This is a genomic window from Amycolatopsis halotolerans (assembly GCF_042647905.1).
GTDB lineage: Bacteria > Actinomycetota > Actinomycetes > Mycobacteriales > Pseudonocardiaceae > Amycolatopsis > Amycolatopsis halotolerans.
In genome coordinates, this window is sequence record NZ_JBHRWI010000043.1 from 204,512 (window position 1) to 220,655 (window position 16,144).

Consider the following 16,144-nt stretch of genomic DNA (forward strand, 5'->3'; position numbering starts at 1 on the left):
CAGTCGGGCGAGCGTCACACGGAGAAGGTGAAAATGTTCTGGTCGAACGTGTTGTAGGCGGGGTAATCGAGCAGGTCGTAGAGATCACGGCGGTGCTGCATGCGGTCGAGCAGCCCCTCTTGCGTGCCTTCGCCGGCGATCTCGCGCAGAGCCGTTTCGGCGGCGTGCATGGCGATCCGCAGCAGCGTGACCGGGTAGATGACCAGGTTCACCCCGAGCGATTCCAGGGTCGGCGCGTCGAGCAGCTTGCTTTTCCCGAACTCGGTCATGTTGGCGAGAATCGGGACGTCGACGGCGGCCCGCATCTTCTCGAAGTCTTCCGGACCGGTCATCGCTTCGGGGAAGATGAGGTCGGCACCCGCGTCGGCGAAGGCCTTGGCTCGTTCGATCGCGTCGTCCAGGCCGTGCACTCCCGCGGCGTCGGTGCGCGCGGCGATCACGAAGTCCGGGTCGCGACGCGCGGAGGCCGCGGCCGAGATGCGGCGGACCGCGACGTCCCGGTCGACGACGTCCTTGCCGTCGAGGTGGCCGCAGCGCTTCGGGTTCACCTGGTCCTCCAGGTGCATCCCGGCGACGCCGGCGTCTTCCAGGAGCTGGACGGTGCGGGCGGCGTTCATCGGCTCGCCGAACCCGGTGTCGGCGTCGACGAGCGCGGGCAGCGCGGTGACCCGGGCGATCTGCTGCGCCCGGCCGGCGACCTCGGTGATCGTGGTCAGGCCGATATCAGGCAGGCCGAGGTCCGCCGACAGCACGGCCCCGGAGACGTAGACGCCCTCGAACCCTTCGCGCTCGATGAGCTTGGCGCTGAGCGGGTTGAACGCGCCCGGGAATCGCTGCAGCTTGCCGGAATTCAGCCCGGCTCGGAACGCGGCCCGCTTCTGCGCGGCAGTGGGAGCGGCGTGCAGCATCAGAAGATCCCCTTCGTCTTCGGGGTCGCGTCGATCGCCGACGGCAGGGTCAGTTCGCGAACCTCGTCGGCGTCCAGTTCGGACAGTCGGCTGACGGTGCCGAGGAACCGGTCCTGGTCGGCCGGGGCGATCACGCCGTCGGCGAGCGTGCGGAACTTCGCCACGTACTGCTCGCGGGCGAACGGCCTGGCCCCGGCTGGATGGGCGTCGGCGACGGCGATCTCGTCGGTGACCGTGGTTCCGTCGGCAAGAGTGACTTCGACACGGCCGCCGAACGCCGGTTCCGGCTCGTGGTACCGCCGAGTCCACTCCTGATCCTCCACAGTGGATACTTTCTGCCACAGCTCCACCGTGTCCGGGCGGGTCGCGCGTTCCCGGGCGTAAGACTTCTCGTGGTGCCAGGCCCGGTCCTGCAGCGCGACCGCGAAGATGTACGGGATCGAGTGATCGAGGGTTTCGCGGCTGGCGTTCGGATCGTATTTCTGCGGATCGTTCGCCCCTGAGCCGATCACGTAATGCGTGTGATGGCTGGTGCGGATCACGATCTTCTCGACCTTGCCGAGTTCGCCGATCCGCGGGCCGAGCCGCCGCGCGAGGTCGATCAGCGCCTGGCTCTGGTACTCCGCCGAATGCTCCTTGGTGTAGGTGTCCAAAATGGACCTCTTCGCCTCGCCCGGCGCGGGCAACGGGACGGTGTAGCGCGCTTCCGGGCCGCCCAGCAGCCAGGCGACGAACCCGTCTTCTCCCTCGTAGATCGGGCTCGGCGCGCCTTCGCCGCGCATCGCCCGGTCGACCGCTTCGATCGCGGCTTTCCCGGCGAATGCGGGGGCGTACGCCTTCCAGGACGAGATCTCGCCCTTGCGCGACTGCCGCGTGGCCGTCGTGGCGTGCAGCGCCTGCCCGATCGCCTGGTACACGGTTTCGGTGTCCAGCCGCAGCAGCGCGCCCAAGCCGCCCGCCACCGACGGGCCGAGGTGCGCGATGTGGTCGATCTTGTGTTCGTGCAGGCAGATCCCGCGGACGAGGTCGACCTGCAGCTCGTACCCGGCGGCGATGCCGCGGACCACATCGGCTCCGGTGCGGCCGGTGTGCTGCGCGACGGCGAGAATCGGCGGGATGTTGTCGCCCGGATGCGAGTAGTCCGCGGCCAGGAACGTGTCGTGGTAGTCCAGCTCCCGTACCGCGACGCCGTTCGCCCACGCGGCCCACTCCGGGGCATACCGGCCGGGCACGCCGAACACGGTCGCGCCGGGCCCGGCCGGATGCGCCAGCGCCTGGTCGCGGGCCGCGGACACCGGCCGCCGGGACAGCGAGGCGGCGGCGACCGCGGCGTTGTCGATCACCCGGTTGACCACCATCTCGGTCACCTCGGGAGCGACTGTCACGGGATCGACAGCGACGGACGCTAGCTTCCAGGCCAGCTGCTCCTCGCGGGGCAGCGGCTCGGCGGAACGGTAGGTGCGGACGGAATGGTCGATCATCATTTTCCTTCGGGTACGGAGAAACCGGTCTTCTCGCCGACCGGCCGACGTCGGCCGTGTGCGGCGGGCAACGGGCGCGGCACGCGGCCAGCGCCGACGGCTCGGGCGATGTCCGTCCGACTTCCCTGTGAAGCTTGTGGTGCCATGCGATCAGCGTGGCACCGAAGAACGGGACAGGCGATACCTGGGGGCTGTGAAGTGTTGTGAACATTCGCGGCAGCCTTGTAAATGTTGTTACAGTTCGAAAATGGAGAAGATGTTCGCTGGCGCGCGGCTGCGGCAGCTGCGCGAGGGGCAGTCGATGACGCAGTCCGACCTCGCCCGGCTGCTGGAGATCTCCCCCAGTTACGTGAACCAGCTCGAGCACAACGGGCGTCCGCTCACGCTGCCCGTGCTGGTGCGGCTGACCGAGCATTTCGGCGTGGACGCCGAGTTCTTCGCGCCGCAGGACATCGCCCGGCTCGTCGCCGACGTCCGCGAGGTGTTCGCCGACGAAACCGTGACCGGCTCGGCGTCCGCGGGCGAGGTCGACGAGCTGACCGCCAAGCTGCCCGAGGTGGCCAGGACGCTGGTCGCGCTGCACCGCCGCTACCGGGAGGCCGTGGAGAACATCGCGACGCTGGTGTCCGAGCAGGGCATGGACCGCGCGGTCGCGAACCAGCCGCACGAGGAGATCCGCGACTGGTTCTACCGCCGCCGCAACTACGTCGCCGAGCTGGACGAGCCCGCCGAACGACTCGCGGCGGAGCTGCGACTGGTGCCTGGGGAAGTGCGTTCGGGACTGGCATCGGGCCTGCGGGAGCGGCACGGCGTCACCGTTGCCGCCGCCCCCATCGGCGCCGACCAGCACCGCTTCGACCCGGCCGCACGGGTGCTGCACCTCTCCCCCGCGCTGCGTCCGGGCCAGGCCGCGTTCCGTCTCGCCTCGGAACTCGCCATGCTGGAAGCGGGAACCACGATCGACCGGCTGGTGGACGGCGGCGGTTTCACCGGCGAAACCGCCCGGCGCCTGGCGAGAATCGGCCTGGCCAACTACTTCGCCGGAGCGCTCGTGCTCCCGTACCGCGTGTTCCTCGGGGCGGCTGAGCGCTGCCGCTACGACATCACGCGGCTGTCGGATCACTTCGGCGTCGGATTCGAGACGATCTGCCACCGGCTCTCGACCCTGCAACGGCGCGGCACCCGCGGGGTGCCCTTCTCCTTCGTCCGGGTCGACCGGGCGGGCAACATCTCGAAACGCCAGTCGGCGACCGGGTTCCACTTCTCCCGCGTCGGCGGTTCGTGTCCGCTGTGGATCGTCTACGAGGCGTTCGGCTCGCCGGGAAAGATCGTCACCCAGGTCGCCGAACTGCCGGACGGCAAGAAGTACTTCTGGCTCGCCCGCACGGTCGACCGCTCCGTCGGCGGGCACGGCGACCCCGGCAAGACGTTCGCCATCGGGCTCGGCTGCGAACTGCGCCACGCCCGGCGGCTCGTCTACTCCGACGGCCTCGCCCTCGGCGCCGACGCGGCGGTGACCCCGATCGGCATGGGCTGCAAGGTGTGCGAACGGCCCGCCTGCCCGCAGCGCGCCTTCCCCGCGATCGGGAAGCCGCTGCGCGTCGACGAACACGCCAGCAGCCTGCTCCCCTACCCGCCCCTCGGCTGAGCACCGCCACCCGGACGAGATCCCCTCAGCCGGTCGACATAGTAGGAATTCCTACTATAGGATGCCAACAGGTCTGCGGTGCAGGGAAGCCGGTGCGAATCCGGCGCGGTCCCGCCACTGTGACCGGGGAGCGGCGCTCCACCCGAAAGACGGCCACTGGCGCGAGCCGGGAAGGCCTGGGGCGCCGCGGATCCGGGAGCCAGGATACCGGCCGCGGACGTTCGTGTTCGTCCACGAGGATGGAGCTGAACGCATGCGGATTCTTCCTGCCTGCGCGAAAAACGCCGACCCGCCGCCCGGCCTTCGGTAGCTCAAGCCTGCCCGGAAACCCCGGCCGCCGCCGTGTGCGGCCGGGCAGTTCGTCCTGCGCTCTCGCGAAAGGCATGCCATGACCACCGAACTCCGGCATTTCGTCGGCGGCAAACCCGTGTCCGGCGCCTCGGGCCGGTTCGCCGACGTCTTCGACCCCAGCACCGGCGCCGTCCAGGCCAGGGTGCCGCTCGCCTCCGCCGAGGAGGTGAGCGCCGCCGTCGGCATCGCGGCCGCCGCCCAACTCGAATGGGCGCGCTGGAATCCGCAGCGCCGCGCCCGCGTGCTGATGCGGTTTCTCGACCTGGTCCGGTCCGAAGAGGACAGTCTCGCGCGGCTGCTGTCCTCCGAGCACGGCAAAACGATCGCCGACGCCCGCGGCGACCTCCAGCGCGGGCTGGAGGTGGTCGAGTTCGCGATCGGAATCCCGCACCTGCTCAAGGGCGAGTTCAGCGACTCCGCGGGCACCGGGATCGACGTCTACTCGATGCGGCAGCCGCTCGGCGTCGTCGCCGGGATCACGCCGTTCAACTTCCCGGCGATGATTCCGCTGTGGAAGGCCGCGCCGGCGATCGCCTGCGGCAACGCGTTCGTGCTCAAGCCGTCCGAACGCGACCCGTCCGTGCCGCTGCGGCTGGCCGAGCTGTTCCTGGAGGCCGGGCTGCCGCCGGGCGTCTTCCAGGTCGTCAACGGCGACAAGGAGGCCGTCGACGCGCTGCTCACCGATCCCCGGGTCGAGGCGGTCGGGTTCGTCGGATCGTCGTCGATCGCCGAGTACATCTACACCACCGCCGCTTCGCACGGGAAGCGCGCCCAGTGCTTCGGCGGGGCGAAGAACCACCTGATCGTCATGCCCGACGCCGACCTCGGGCAGGTCGTCGATGCCCTGATCGGCGCGAGCTACGGCTCCGCGGGAGAGCGCTGCATGGCCATCTCCGTCGCCGTCCCGGTCGGCGAGGCCACCGCGGACGCGCTGGTCGAACGGCTCGCCGAGCGCGTGAAGACCCTCAAGGTCGGGGCAGCGCACGACGAGACCGCCGACTTCGGCCCCCTGGTCACGGCCGACGCCGTGCGGCGGGTGCGGGATTACCTCGAGGTCGGTGTCGCCGAAGGCGCGGAGCTGGTGGTGGACGGCCGCGATCTCACGGTTCCGGGGCACGAGAACGGGTTCTTCCTCGGCGGCTGCCTGTTCGACAAGGTGACGCCGAAGATGCGGATCTACCGGGAGGAGATTTTCGGCCCGGTGCTGTCGGTCGTCCGCGCGGCCGATTACGAAGAGGCATTGCGATTGCCGAGCGAACACGAATACGGCAACGGCGTGGCGATCTTCACCCGTGACGGCGACACCGCCCGCGATTTCACCGCCCGCGTGAACACCGGCATGGTCGGCGTGAACGTCCCGATCCCGGTGCCGATCGCGTACCACACTTTCGGCGGCTGGAAGCGGTCCGGCTTCGGCGATCTCAACCAGCACGGCCCGGATTCGGTCCGCTTCTACACCAAGACGAAGACCGTGACCTCGCGGTGGCCGTCCGGCATCAAGGAAGAAGCCTCGTTCGTCATCCCGACGATGGATTGAGGCGGGTCATGAGACTGACCGCAGAACAACTCGCGCTGCGCGACACCACCGCGGACTTCGCGGCCGAGCATCTCGCACCGCACGCGCTGGAATGGGACCAGGACAAGCATTTCCCGGTCGACGTGCTGCGCAAGGCGGCACAGCTCGGCCTCGGCGGGATCTACCTGCCCGAGGACGTCGGCGGATCCGGCCTCGGCCGGCTCGACGGCGTGCTCGTGTTCGAAGCGCTCGCCACCGGCTGCCCGTCGATCGCGGCCTACGCGTCCATCCACAACATGGTCGCGACGATGATCGACCGGTTCGGCGACGACACCCAGCGTCGCCGCTACCTGCCGCGTATGTCCACTATGGACTCGCTCGGCAGCTACTGCCTCACCGAACCCGGCGCCGGTTCGGACGCCGCCGCCCTCACGACCCGCGCGCGACGGGACGGAGACCACTACTTCCTCAGCGGCGTCAAGCAATTCATCTCCGGCGCGGGCACGTCCGACGTCTATGTCGTGCTGGCGCGGACCGGCGGGCCCGGCGCGGCGGGGATCTCCGCGTTCGTGGTCGAGCGGAACACCCCTGGCGTTTCGTTCGGCCCGAACGAGGTCAAGATGGGCTGGAACGCCCAGCCGACGAGACAGGTCGTCTTCGACGACGCCCCGGTGCCCGTCTCCGCGCTGCTAGGCGGCGAGGGAGCCGGGTTCAAGGTGGCGATGTCCGCTTTGGACGGCGGACGGCTCAACATCGCCGCGTGCTCGCTCGGCGGCGCGAAAACAGCGCTGGGCAAAGCCGTCCGGCATGTGTCGGAGCGCTCCGCATTCGGCGCGAAGCTCTCCGAAGCGCAGGCCCTGCGGTTCCGGCTGGCCGACATGCGCACCGACCTCGAAGCCGCCCAGACGCTGTTGTGGCGCGCCGCGGACGCGCTCGACCAAGGCGACCCCGATGCCACCCAGCTTTCCGCGATGGCCAAGCGATTCTGCACCGACGCCGGATTCGAGATCGCGAACCAGGCGCTGCAACTGCACGGCGGCTACGGGTACCTGGCCGAGTACGGGATCGAGAAGATCGTTCGCGACCTGCGGGTGCACCAGATCCTCGAAGGGACCAACGAAATCATGCGGGTCATCATTTCCCGCCGGATGCTGGCGGAGGCGGCATGAGCACATCATCGCGACAGTTTGCTCGTGCCGCCGACTGGGCGCGGGTATCCCGCACATCACTGGAGGCCGCGTGAGCGACGTCGAATTCCTTGTCCACAGCGGGATCGGGCGGATCACGCTCAACCGCCCCCGCGCGCTCAACGCCCTGACCCACGACATGGTCCGGGCGATCACCGCCCGCCTCGACCGGTGGCGCGACGACGCGGGCGTGCGCGCCGTGCTCGTCGAAGGCGCCGGCGAACGCGGGCTGTGCGCCGGCGGCGACATCCGCTCCATCTACGAGGACGCTCGTGCGGGCGGCACCGCCACGCTGGAGTTCTGGGCCGACGAGTACCGGCTGAACGCCGCGATCGCCCGCTACCCCAAGCCGTACGTGGCGATCATGGACGGGCTGGTCATGGGCGGCGGCGTCGGGGTGTCCGCGCACGGCAGCCACCGCGTGGCCACCGACCGGTCCCGGATCGCTATGCCCGAAGTCGGCATCGGCTTCGTCCCCGACGTCGGCGGCACCTATCTGCTTTCGCGCACTCCCGGCGAACTGGGCACGCACGCCGCTCTCACGACCGCACAACTCTCCGGAGCCGACGCCGTCCACTGCGGACTGGCCGATTTCTTCGTCCCGGCGGACCGGCTGCCCGACCTGTTCGACGCCCTGGCCACCCGCACCCCCGACTCGGCTTTGGCGCTGGTCGCCGAAACTCCGCCGCCGAGTGCACTGGCGGCCGAAGCCGCGTGGATCGATCACTGCTACGCCGCCGACACGGTCGAAGAGATCCTGGGCCGGCTGCGCGACGGCGGCGAAGCGGCGGTCGCCGCGGCCAAGGAAATCGAAAGCAAGTCCCCTGTCGCGCTGAAGGTCACCCTTCGGGCGCTGCGCGCCGCAGCAGCACTGCCGGACCTGGAATCGGTGCTGGCGCAGGAATACCGGATCTCGCACCGGGCGTTCGGCTCCGCCGAGTTCACCGAAGGCATCCGCGCGCAGGTCATCGACAAGGACCGGTCGCCCCGCTGGCACCCGGCGACCCTGGCCGAGGTCGACGCCGACCTGGTCGGCAGCTATTTCGCAGCGCTGGGCGACGAAGAGTGGACGGGAGTGGCCCGATGAACATCGCTTTCCTGGGACTCGGGAACATGGGCGGGCCCATGGCCGCCAACCTGGCCAAGGCCGGGGAGAAGGTGACCGGCTACGACCCGGTCCCCGACGCCCGTGCCGCCGCGGCCGGAAACGGCGTGGCCGTGGCGGATTCCGCGATCGCGGCAGTCGCGGGCGCAGCAGTAGTGATCACCATGCTCCCCAGCGGACAGCACGTGCTGGACTGCTACCGGGACATCGTCCCCGCCGCCTCGCCCGGCACGCTGTTCCTCGACTGTTCGACCATAGAGGTCGCAGACGCGCGAGATGCCGCCGACCTCGCCGCCGCGGACGGGCACCTGGCGCTCGACGCTCCGGTGTCGGGCGGGGTCGTCGGCGCTGCCGCCGCCACGCTCACCTTCATGGTGGGCGGTCCGTCCGAGGCGTTCATCAGCGCCGAGCCGTACCTGAAGAGCATGGGCAAGCGGATCGTCCACTGTGGAGAGACCGGTGCCGGGCAGGCGGCGAAGATCTGCAACAACATGATCCTCGGCGTCTCGATGATCGCGGTCAGCGAGGCGTTCGCCCTCGGCCGCCGGCTCGGCTTGACCGACCAGGCCCTCTTCGACGTCGCCTCCACCGCGTCCGGACAGTGCTGGGCGCTCACCACCAACTGCCCGGTCCCCGGGCCGGTGCCGGCGAGCCCGGCCAACCGGGACTACGCGGGCGGGTTCGCCAGCGGCCTGATGCTCAAGGACCTGCGCCTGGCCCAAGCCGCGGCGCAGGCCGAGGGCGTCCGCACCGAACTCGGCAAGCACACCGAAGAGCTGTACACCGCGTTCGTCGCCGCAGACGGCCCCGGTCGCGATTTCTCCGCCATCATCACCAGCCTCACCAAGGACTGCACCGCATGACCGAGACCATCCTCGTCGACCGCCCGGCCGAACGGGTAGCCCGAATCACGCTCAACCGGCCCCAGGCGCTCAACGCGCTGAACCGGCAGGCGATGAACGAGATCACCGCGGCAGCGGCCGAATTGGACCGCGACCCGGACATCGGCGCGATCGTCCTCACCGGCTCGGCGAAAGCGTTCGCGGCCGGGGCGGACATCAAGGAGATGGCCCCGCAGAGCTTCAGCGAGGTCTACGCGGCGGATTGGTTCGCGGGCTGGGAAACGCTGGGCCGTGTCCGGACGCCGCTGGTGGCGGCGGTCGCCGGGTACGCCCTCGGCGGCGGCTGCGAACTGGCGATGATGTGCGACGTGCTGCTCGCGGCGGACACCGCGAAGTTCGGCCAGCCGGAGATCACGCTCGGCGTCATTCCCGGCATGGGCGGCTCCCAGCGGCTGACCCGCGCGATCGGCAAGGCCAAGGCGATGGACCTGGTCCTGACCGGCCGGATGATCGGGGCCGAGGAGGCCGAGCGGGCCGGGCTGGTGTCCCGGATCGTCCCGGCCGACGCGCTGCCGGAGGAAGCGGTCGCGACGGCGGCGAAGATCGCGGCGATGTCCAAACCGGCGGCGATGCTGGCGAAAGAGGCTGTGAATCGCGCGTTCGAGACAAGCCTGTCGGAAGGATTGCTGTTCGAACGACGGCTGTTCCACTCGACCTTCGCCACTGCCGATCAGAAGGAGGGCATGACGGCGTTCGTCGAGAAGCGGCCTCCGGAGTTCCGCCACGGATAAGCCCGGCCTCATCGAATCGGCCCGCTGGTCACACCGGCTTGTCGTGGAATTCGACCGGCGCGTCGAAGGCGGCGCGGCGCGAGGCACGGCGCAGCGTCGCCAGCACCAGCGGGCCGAAAGCGACGATCGCGACGACGTTGGTCACCGCGCGGCCGGTGTCCCAGCCCAGCGAAGTGGCCGTGTCGAACAGGAGATAGCGGCCGAGGTTCGTGAGCGTCGAAGCGTTGGGGTCAAAGGACAGGGCGGTGTGCGCACCGATCGCGAACGGCCAGAACGACAGGTTCAGCGCGAGCCCGTAGCCGAAGGCCGACAGCGCCCCGTACGCCGCCAGCAGAACGATTTCGAGGCGGCCGCTCGCGCGGGGAAGCAGCCCGGCGCCCAGCCCGACCCAGGCGCAGCCGAACATCTGGAACGGCAGCCACGGCCCGATCCCGCCGGTCAGCAGCGCCGAGGCGAACAGGGACACCGAGCCGAGGGTGAAGCCGAATCCAGGGCCGAAGACCCGTCCGGCGAGCACCAGCAGGAAAAAGACGGTCTCGATGCCTCCGGCGCCAGCCCCGAGCGGGCGCAGCGCCGCGTTCACCGCGGCGAGCACCCCCAGCAGCGCCAATGCTTTCGCGTCGATCCCGCCGTCTGCCAATTGCGCCAGCAGGACCCCGAGCACGAGCACCAGCAGCACGCCGAAAATGAGCGGAGCCTCGGTGGCCGCGTCGGCCAGCACCGTGCCGGGGGCGACGAAGAACGGCCAGCAGAACGCGGCGACGCCCAGCACGGAGGACACCGCCAGCGAGACCGCGGACCAGCGGCCGATGCGTACCGGGCTCACCGCAGCGCTCCCGCGACCTGGTCGACGGTCAACCAGCCGCCGCCGAGGATCTTCGCCACCTGCGGCGCGAACAGCGGCGAGGACACCACGACGTCCGCAGTGGGCCCGTCGGCGACCACTTCGCCCTCGGCGAGCACCACTGCCCGATCGCACGTCTCGGCCACGAATTCCACGTCGTGCGTAGCGATCAGCACCGCTCCGGGATAGGCCCGCACCAGCGCGGTGAGCCGCTGCTTTCCGGGGTAGTCCAGGCCGCGGGTCGGTTCGTCGAGCAGCAGCACCGCGGGGTCGGCGGCGAGCTGCACGGCCAGCGCGAGCGCGAGACGCTGGCCTTCCGACAGGTCGCGCGGATGCGAGTCCGGGTCGATGCCGGGGGCCAGTTCGTCCAGGATCGCCCGCGCTGCCGGCGAAGCGAGTTCCTCGCCGACGGTGTGCAGGTACAGCAGATCCGCCGGGGACTGCGGGACCAGGGCCGCGAGTTCCCGGCGCGGCACCGGTTTCAGGCCCGCGGGATCCGTCCCGCGGATCGTGACGGCACCGCGGTGCCGGGCGCCGCTGCCCTGCAATGCCCACAACAGAGACGACTTGCCGGAGCCGTTGCGGCCCATCAGCGCCACCGTCTCCCCGGCGGCCACTGTCAACGACACCTCGCGCACCGCGACCGTGTCGCCGTAGCGAACCACGACGCCTCGGCTGGCCAACGTTTCTTCGCCGGAACCGAGTGGCCCGGGCACCGGCGCCGAAGGAAGTTCGGCGCGCAGTGACTGCGCTTGGCGGCGGGCGTCGCGGACCGACAGCGGCAACGGATCCCACCCGGCGAGGCGTCCCAACGCGACCACCGGCGGGGCGATCGGCGCGGACCGCATCGCCTGCGCGGGCTCGGCGACGGTGACCCGGCCGCCGTCCACGGTCAGCACCCGGTCGGCGTACTGCAGCACCCGTTCCAGCCGGTGTTCGGCGATCAGGACGGTGACCCCGAGGTCGTGGACCAGCCGGGTCACCGCGGCCAGGACTTCCTCCGCGGCGCCCGGATCCAGCGCGGAGGTCGGTTCGTCGAGGACCAGCACTCGCGGGCCCGCGGCCAGCACCGCGCCGATCGCGACCCGCTGCTGCTGCCCGCCGGACAGCGCGCGGAGCGGACGGTCCCGCAGCTCCGCGATGCCCAGCAGATCCATCGTCTCCTCCACCCGCTTGCGCATCACGCCGGCGGGCACGCCCAGCTGTTCCATGCCGTAGGCCAGTTCTTCCTCCACCGAGTCGGTCACGAACCCGGCGACGGGGTCTTGCCCTACTACGCCGACCACCGCGGCGAGTTCACGCGGCCGGTGCGTGCGGGTGTCCCGCCCGGCCACGGTGACCCGGCCCGCCAGCCGTCCGCCGGTGAAGTGCGGCACCAATCCGTTCACCGCGCCCAGCAGCGTCGATTTGCCGGAACCGGTGCGGCCCACCACGAGGGCCAGCTCTCCTTCGTCGATGTGCAAGGAGACCTCGCGCAGCACGGGCGTGTCCCGATAGGAGATGGTCACCTCGGAGAAGTCGATCACCGCAGTACTCCCGGCCGGTACCGCGCGGTCAGCTCGGGAGGGGGTGGGGCGGCGAGCGCGGGCAGCAATCCGGCGAGGATCCCGGCCAATGCCACCAGATCCATCCCCGGCGCCAGCAGCGGCGGGTTCAGCACGACCGGATCGGCCGACGCGACCAGCGCGGCCGCGGCAACGCCGGACGCCGTGACGGCCCACTCCGGCACTGTCCAGGGATCCGGCCGGTAGCGGGTCCGCTGAACGCGCCTGCCGCCGAGATAGAGCCCCACACCGCACACCACCGCACCCGCAGCCAGCATCACCGGCCCGTAACTGTGCTGTTCGGCGGCCAGCAACCCGTAGCTGCCCACGCACAACCCGAGCAGACCGGCCAGCATCAGCGCCGCGGCGGTGCGGCGAGCCGCCGCGGACCGCTCCCAGCGTTGGCCGTAGCCGCGGGAGTCCATCGCCGCGGCCAGCGCGATCGCCCGGTCCAGCGCGTCGGCCAGCACCGGCAACGCCACTGACCGGAACAGTTTTCCAGTGGCTCCGCGCAGCGCGCGGGCGCGCATGATCCGCTGTCCGCTCTCGATCAGCTGCGGCGCCACGGTCAGCGCGATCACCACGGTGGTGCCGATTTCGTACAGGGCACCGGGCAGCATGCGCAGCACCCGCTTGGGGTTGGCCAGCGTGTTCGCCGCGCCGACGCACACCAGCAAGGTCGCCAGCCGCAACCCGTCGCAGGCGGCGCTGAGGATGCCTTCCAGCTCGACCGGCCCGCCGAGGCGCACCCCGGCCATCCAGTGCGGCAGCGGAATCCGCGGCAGCGCGAACAGCAGATGCCCTCCCCCGGTGAAGGCGGAACCGAGCAGGATCCGGAACAGCACCCGGAACCCGATCACCACCAGCGCCAGGACCAGGTACGCGCGGAACCCCCTGGCCCACGGGGCTTCCCCGCGCCGGGCGGCCACCACGACCCCGGCCACCGCGAGAATCAACCCGAGCAGCAACGGATTCGTGGTCCTGCTGGCCGCCGTCGCCATGCCCAGCGCCCAGATCCACCACGCCGCGGGATGCAGCATCCGCGGCAGCGAGGCGGCGCCGATCACTCCGCTTCCCGCCTGCGGCGGCGCCGGACCAGGACCGCGGCGAGGACTCCCAGCAGCCAGATCGCCCCGAACGCCACGACCGGCAGCATCGGAAATCCGCTTGTGCCAGCGGTCTCGGACGCGGCCGCCGCCGGTTCCGGCGCGCTGCTCGCCGCCGACGGCCGGGAAGAGCCTGTCGAAACCGGTGCGTTCGCCGGTGCCGACGGCGGCGGCTCACCCGGCGCGGCGGCACCCGAACTCTTCGGCGGCAGTTGCGTTCCTCCCGGAGTCTGCGGCGACGGTGCACTGTCTCCTGCCGCGGTGGGGTTCGGGCCCGCGACACCGCCTTGCTGGTGCGCCGGACCCGCCGGGGCGATCAGCGCGGCCACCGCCGGACTGGGCGGCTTCCCGTCCCCGAAGGACCAGCCCTCGACCTGGCCTGCCCGCGGAGTGGCACTCATCGCGCCCTCGTTGCTGTACTCCCAGCGGTTCGTTCCGGCATTGCCGTCCCAGTACGACCAGTACGCCGTCGTGGGAGGCGTGTCCGTGCACGGCTCCACCGACGGCGAGGGCCGATCGTCGATGCGGCACACAAAAGCCGGGCCGTCGTGCACGGTCCCGGCGGTGCGGAATCCTGCCGCGCGCAACGCGTCGTACCCGGATTCGGGCGGCGTGCCAAGGCAGCGCTGCACCACTCCGCCGCCGAGGGACCCGAAGTCCACCACCACGAGCACACCGGACGTCGCCGTGCACGCCGGTGCCGCCACCGCAGCGGGCGCCGCGATGCCGCCCATCGCCATAAATCCGGCCGCCAGCGCGGCAATCAGCCGCCTCACGAACGGGATCCCCTGCGGCGCACCAGCAACCAGAACGTGCCCGCGGCGAACAGCAAACCGGCCAGTACCGCTGCCGCGATTCCGTTCGGGCCGGCCCAGAACGACGCCGGACGCGGTTCCAGCGCCCGCGCCTGCCCGACCTGATCCGGCGGCGAGGTGGTCGACGGCACCGGCTGCGCGCTCGGCACCGGGCCAGCCGAACCGCTCGCTGGAGCCTCGGCGGCGGTGGGCGGGGCTGAGCCAGCTGGTTCGGTCCGCAGCACGCCGCTGTGCCTTCCTCCCGGCAACCCCGGGCCCGGGGCGCCACGCCCGGGACTGCCAGGCGGCACGGTGCCAGGCAGCACGGTGCCGGGCGGCGGATTGTCCGGCGGCCGAGGCGGAACCGGACCGGGAACCGCGGCGGACAGGCCCAGCAATGCCTGTGCGGTGGCCCGGCGCACGCCGTCCTGCTTGCCCACGTTGTCGGCACCGCTGCGCTTGAGCCAGAACGCCTTCGCGTCTAGGGCGATCGCGTCCAGGTCCGTCTGGCTCTTCGCGATCGCACCGGCCATCGCCGGAACCGGCACGCTCGCGGGCACCTGCATGGCGGCCAGCCACCCGGTCGCCCGGGAGGCCGCCGCGCCGTCGCCGCCGAGGGCCAGCGCCATCGCGGCCAGCCCGGACGAGTTGGTGTTCACCTGCGCCGGGGTTTTCGGATCCGCGCTGAACGCCCCCGTCGCGGGATCCTGATGAGCGCGCAGCCAGCCCAGCCCCCGCGCGACCTGCTGCCGATGGCCGCCGATCTCGACGAGTGCCCACACCCCCATCGCCGTGGTGTCCGCGCTGGCATCGGTATCCGACGCGCACTGCGCGGTCTCGCCGCCCGCGGGCACGTTCAGCCGGAACCCGCCGCCCGGACATTGCTGGCGCAGCAGCACAGCCTTCCCGGCAGGGTTGCCGATCCCGGCCTTGTGCAAGCCGATCAGCGCCAAAGCCTGCCCGAACACATTGGCCGGGGTGCGCGCTCCGCCGACCGCGGTGTCCTCGAAAGCGCCCGCGGAACCCTGCGCCGCACCGAGCCGCGCGATGAGGTCGATGGTGTCGCCCTTGCTGTCCTTCCCCCACTGGCGCGGATTCACTCCTTGCTCGACAGCCACGATCAGGTCCTTGCCCGTGAGGCCCGCCGAGACGATCGTGGCGCTGAAGAAGTGCGCCCGCAGTTTCGCGGTCGCCTTCGCCTGCGCTGCCGGTTCGACTCCCGCGCGGTGCATGGCGAGCAGCGCGTCGGCCATCAACCCCGCGTCGGTGTTGCCGGGACTGACCGGGTCCGGATAGCCGTCGCCGAGCCGGCTGAACTCGTGGGCCAGGAACTCCGCGGCGGCCACCGCGGGCTCGGCGACGCCCGGCGCGGGTGCCGGAACCGCCGCGGCCAGCACCAACGCGCTGGCCACGGCACCGGCACCCCAGCTCACGAACCGGTCCAGTTCGGGTCTTTCGCCTGCGCGAGGGTCAGGCTCATCTGGTTCGGGTCCGTCGCCGTGCCCGCGCCGAAGGAGAACCCGAGCACCGTGCCCGGCGCCGGGTCCGAGACGTCGACGCCCTCGTCGGCATAGGTCCAGTTGGCGTTCTGCTTGTCCGGCACCCAGTACGCCCAGTACGGAGCGTTCGGCACGAACCCGGTGCACGGATCGGCGGAACTGGACGGACGAGCGTCGATCCGGCACAAGTACTGGTACGGACCCTGCTGCCCCTGCCCGGTCCCGTGCACCGGAGCGAACCCGGCCTCGCTGAGCGCCTCGAACGCCGTCTCCGGATCACCGGCGACACAACGTCTGGTCACCGAGGCGCCGGCGAAATGCGTGGCGTCCACCACGACCGTCACGCCGGAACTGCCCTGGCACGGGCCGTTCGTGTACGACGCCGGTGCTGCGGCAGCGGGAGAGGAAACGAAAAGGGGAACCGCGAGCACACTGATCGCGGCAGTCTTGGCCAGGGAGAACATAGTGATGTCCTACCTTCTTTGTTGGGTCTGAACTGGTCATTCGTAGGATCGGTGGGCCCTGGGG

14 protein-coding genes and 1 riboswitch are annotated in these 16,144 nt (G+C 70.9%); of the genes, 6 read left to right on the plus strand and 8 right to left on the minus strand.

Annotated features, from left to right (window positions below; translation table 11 throughout):
- Positions 1 to 14 precede the first annotated feature (14 nt).
- Both prpB and ACFORO_RS32965 read right to left on the minus strand, forming a co-directional pair.
- Positions 15 to 908: a methylisocitrate lyase gene (prpB, locus tag ACFORO_RS32960; RefSeq protein ID WP_377873516.1), complete on the minus strand. Its 894-nt coding sequence runs from the start codon at positions 906 to 908 to the stop codon at positions 15 to 17.
- Positions 908 to 2,389 (minus strand): MmgE/PrpD family protein, encoded by a 1,482-nt coding sequence (locus ACFORO_RS32965; RefSeq protein ID WP_377873517.1) that lies wholly within the window; start codon positions 2,387 to 2,389, stop codon positions 908 to 910. Before ACFORO_RS32965 ends, prpB begins: the two co-directional genes overlap by 1 nt.
- Positions 2,390 to 2,636: 247 nt before the next feature.
- Here ACFORO_RS32965 and ACFORO_RS32970 point away from each other — a divergent pair, with 247 nt between their 5' ends.
- From ACFORO_RS32970 to ACFORO_RS32995, 6 genes are all read left to right on the plus strand, one after another.
- Entirely contained in the window at positions 2,637 to 4,037 is a 1,401-nt protein-coding gene (locus ACFORO_RS32970) for a short-chain fatty acyl-CoA regulator family protein (protein WP_377873518.1), read from the plus strand.
- Between the two features lie 59 nt (positions 4,038 to 4,096).
- A riboswitch (cobalamin riboswitch) is annotated at positions 4,097 to 4,267 on the plus strand.
- A gap of 158 nt (positions 4,268 to 4,425) precedes the next feature.
- Positions 4,426 to 5,925 carry a CoA-acylating methylmalonate-semialdehyde dehydrogenase gene (locus ACFORO_RS32975; protein WP_377873519.1) on the plus strand — a complete coding sequence of 500 codons (1,500 nt, stop codon included), beginning with the start codon at positions 4,426 to 4,428 and terminating at the stop codon, positions 5,923 to 5,925.
- Positions 5,926 to 5,933: 8 nt separating this feature from the next.
- Positions 5,934 to 7,073 carry an acyl-CoA dehydrogenase family protein gene (locus ACFORO_RS32980; protein ID WP_377873520.1) on the plus strand — a complete coding sequence of 380 codons (1,140 nt, stop codon included), beginning with the start codon at positions 5,934 to 5,936 and terminating at the stop codon, positions 7,071 to 7,073.
- A 70-nt stretch (positions 7,074 to 7,143) separates the two neighbouring features.
- Positions 7,144 to 8,178 carry an enoyl-CoA hydratase/isomerase family protein gene (locus ACFORO_RS32985; RefSeq protein ID WP_377873521.1) on the plus strand — a complete coding sequence of 345 codons (1,035 nt, stop codon included), beginning with the start codon at positions 7,144 to 7,146 and terminating at the stop codon, positions 8,176 to 8,178.
- Entirely contained in the window at positions 8,175 to 9,059 is an 885-nt protein-coding gene (gene mmsB / locus ACFORO_RS32990; RefSeq protein ID WP_377873522.1) for a 3-hydroxyisobutyrate dehydrogenase, read from the plus strand. The genes ACFORO_RS32985 and mmsB overlap by 4 nt, the downstream gene beginning before the upstream one ends.
- Positions 9,056 to 9,829, plus strand: coding sequence for an enoyl-CoA hydratase (locus ACFORO_RS32995; RefSeq protein ID WP_377873523.1), 774 nt, complete (start codon positions 9,056 to 9,058; stop codon positions 9,827 to 9,829). The genes mmsB and ACFORO_RS32995 overlap by 4 nt, the downstream gene beginning before the upstream one ends.
- A 28-nt stretch (positions 9,830 to 9,857) precedes the next feature.
- Here the strand turns inward: ACFORO_RS32995 and ACFORO_RS33000 are convergent, their stop codons facing one another.
- From ACFORO_RS33000 to ACFORO_RS33025, 6 genes are read right to left on the minus strand one after another with little or no spacing between them, the layout of a single operon-like run.
- A complete protein-coding gene (locus ACFORO_RS33000; RefSeq protein ID WP_377873524.1) occupies positions 9,858 to 10,655 on the minus strand; it encodes an ECF transporter S component in 798 nt (265 codons plus the stop codon).
- Complete coding sequence (locus tag ACFORO_RS33005) at positions 10,652 to 12,199, minus strand: ABC transporter ATP-binding protein (RefSeq protein WP_377873525.1); 1,548 nt, start codon at positions 12,197 to 12,199, stop codon at positions 10,652 to 10,654. Before ACFORO_RS33005 ends, ACFORO_RS33000 begins: the two co-directional genes overlap by 4 nt.
- Positions 12,196 to 13,284, minus strand: coding sequence for an energy-coupling factor transporter transmembrane component T (locus tag ACFORO_RS33010; RefSeq protein ID WP_377873526.1), 1,089 nt, complete (start codon positions 13,282 to 13,284; stop codon positions 12,196 to 12,198). Before ACFORO_RS33010 ends, ACFORO_RS33005 begins: the two co-directional genes overlap by 4 nt.
- Complete coding sequence (locus ACFORO_RS33015) at positions 13,281 to 14,099, minus strand: hypothetical protein (protein ID WP_377873527.1); 819 nt, start codon at positions 14,097 to 14,099, stop codon at positions 13,281 to 13,283. Before ACFORO_RS33015 ends, ACFORO_RS33010 begins: the two co-directional genes overlap by 4 nt.
- Positions 14,096 to 15,529, minus strand: coding sequence for a hypothetical protein (locus ACFORO_RS33020; protein WP_377873528.1), 1,434 nt, complete (start codon positions 15,527 to 15,529; stop codon positions 14,096 to 14,098). Before ACFORO_RS33020 ends, ACFORO_RS33015 begins: the two co-directional genes overlap by 4 nt.
- Positions 15,530 to 15,546: 17 nt before the next feature.
- Positions 15,547 to 16,080: a hypothetical protein gene (locus ACFORO_RS33025; RefSeq protein WP_354739617.1), complete on the minus strand. Its 534-nt coding sequence runs from the start codon at positions 16,078 to 16,080 to the stop codon at positions 15,547 to 15,549.
- Positions 16,081 to 16,144: the final 64 nt, after the last annotated feature.

Coding starts and splice junctions, on each gene's coding strand:
- prpB (WP_377873516.1), bottom strand. CDS start 908: ATGCTGCACGCCGCTCCCACTGCCGCGCAGAAGCGGGCCGCGTTCCGA.
- ACFORO_RS32965 (WP_377873517.1), bottom strand. CDS start 2,389: ATGATCGACCATTCCGTCCGCACCTACCGTTCCGCCGAGCCGCTGCCC.
- ACFORO_RS32970 (WP_377873518.1), top strand. CDS start 2,637: ATGGAGAAGATGTTCGCTGGCGCGCGGCTGCGGCAGCTGCGCGAGGGG.
- ACFORO_RS32975 (WP_377873519.1), top strand. CDS start 4,426: ATGACCACCGAACTCCGGCATTTCGTCGGCGGCAAACCCGTGTCCGGC.
- ACFORO_RS32980 (WP_377873520.1), top strand. CDS start 5,934: ATGAGACTGACCGCAGAACAACTCGCGCTGCGCGACACCACCGCGGAC.
- mmsB (WP_377873522.1), top strand. CDS start 8,175: ATGAACATCGCTTTCCTGGGACTCGGGAACATGGGCGGGCCCATGGCC.
- ACFORO_RS32995 (WP_377873523.1), top strand. CDS start 9,056: ATGACCGAGACCATCCTCGTCGACCGCCCGGCCGAACGGGTAGCCCGA.
- ACFORO_RS33025 (WP_354739617.1), bottom strand. CDS start 16,080: ATGTTCTCCCTGGCCAAGACTGCCGCGATCAGTGTGCTCGCGGTTCCC.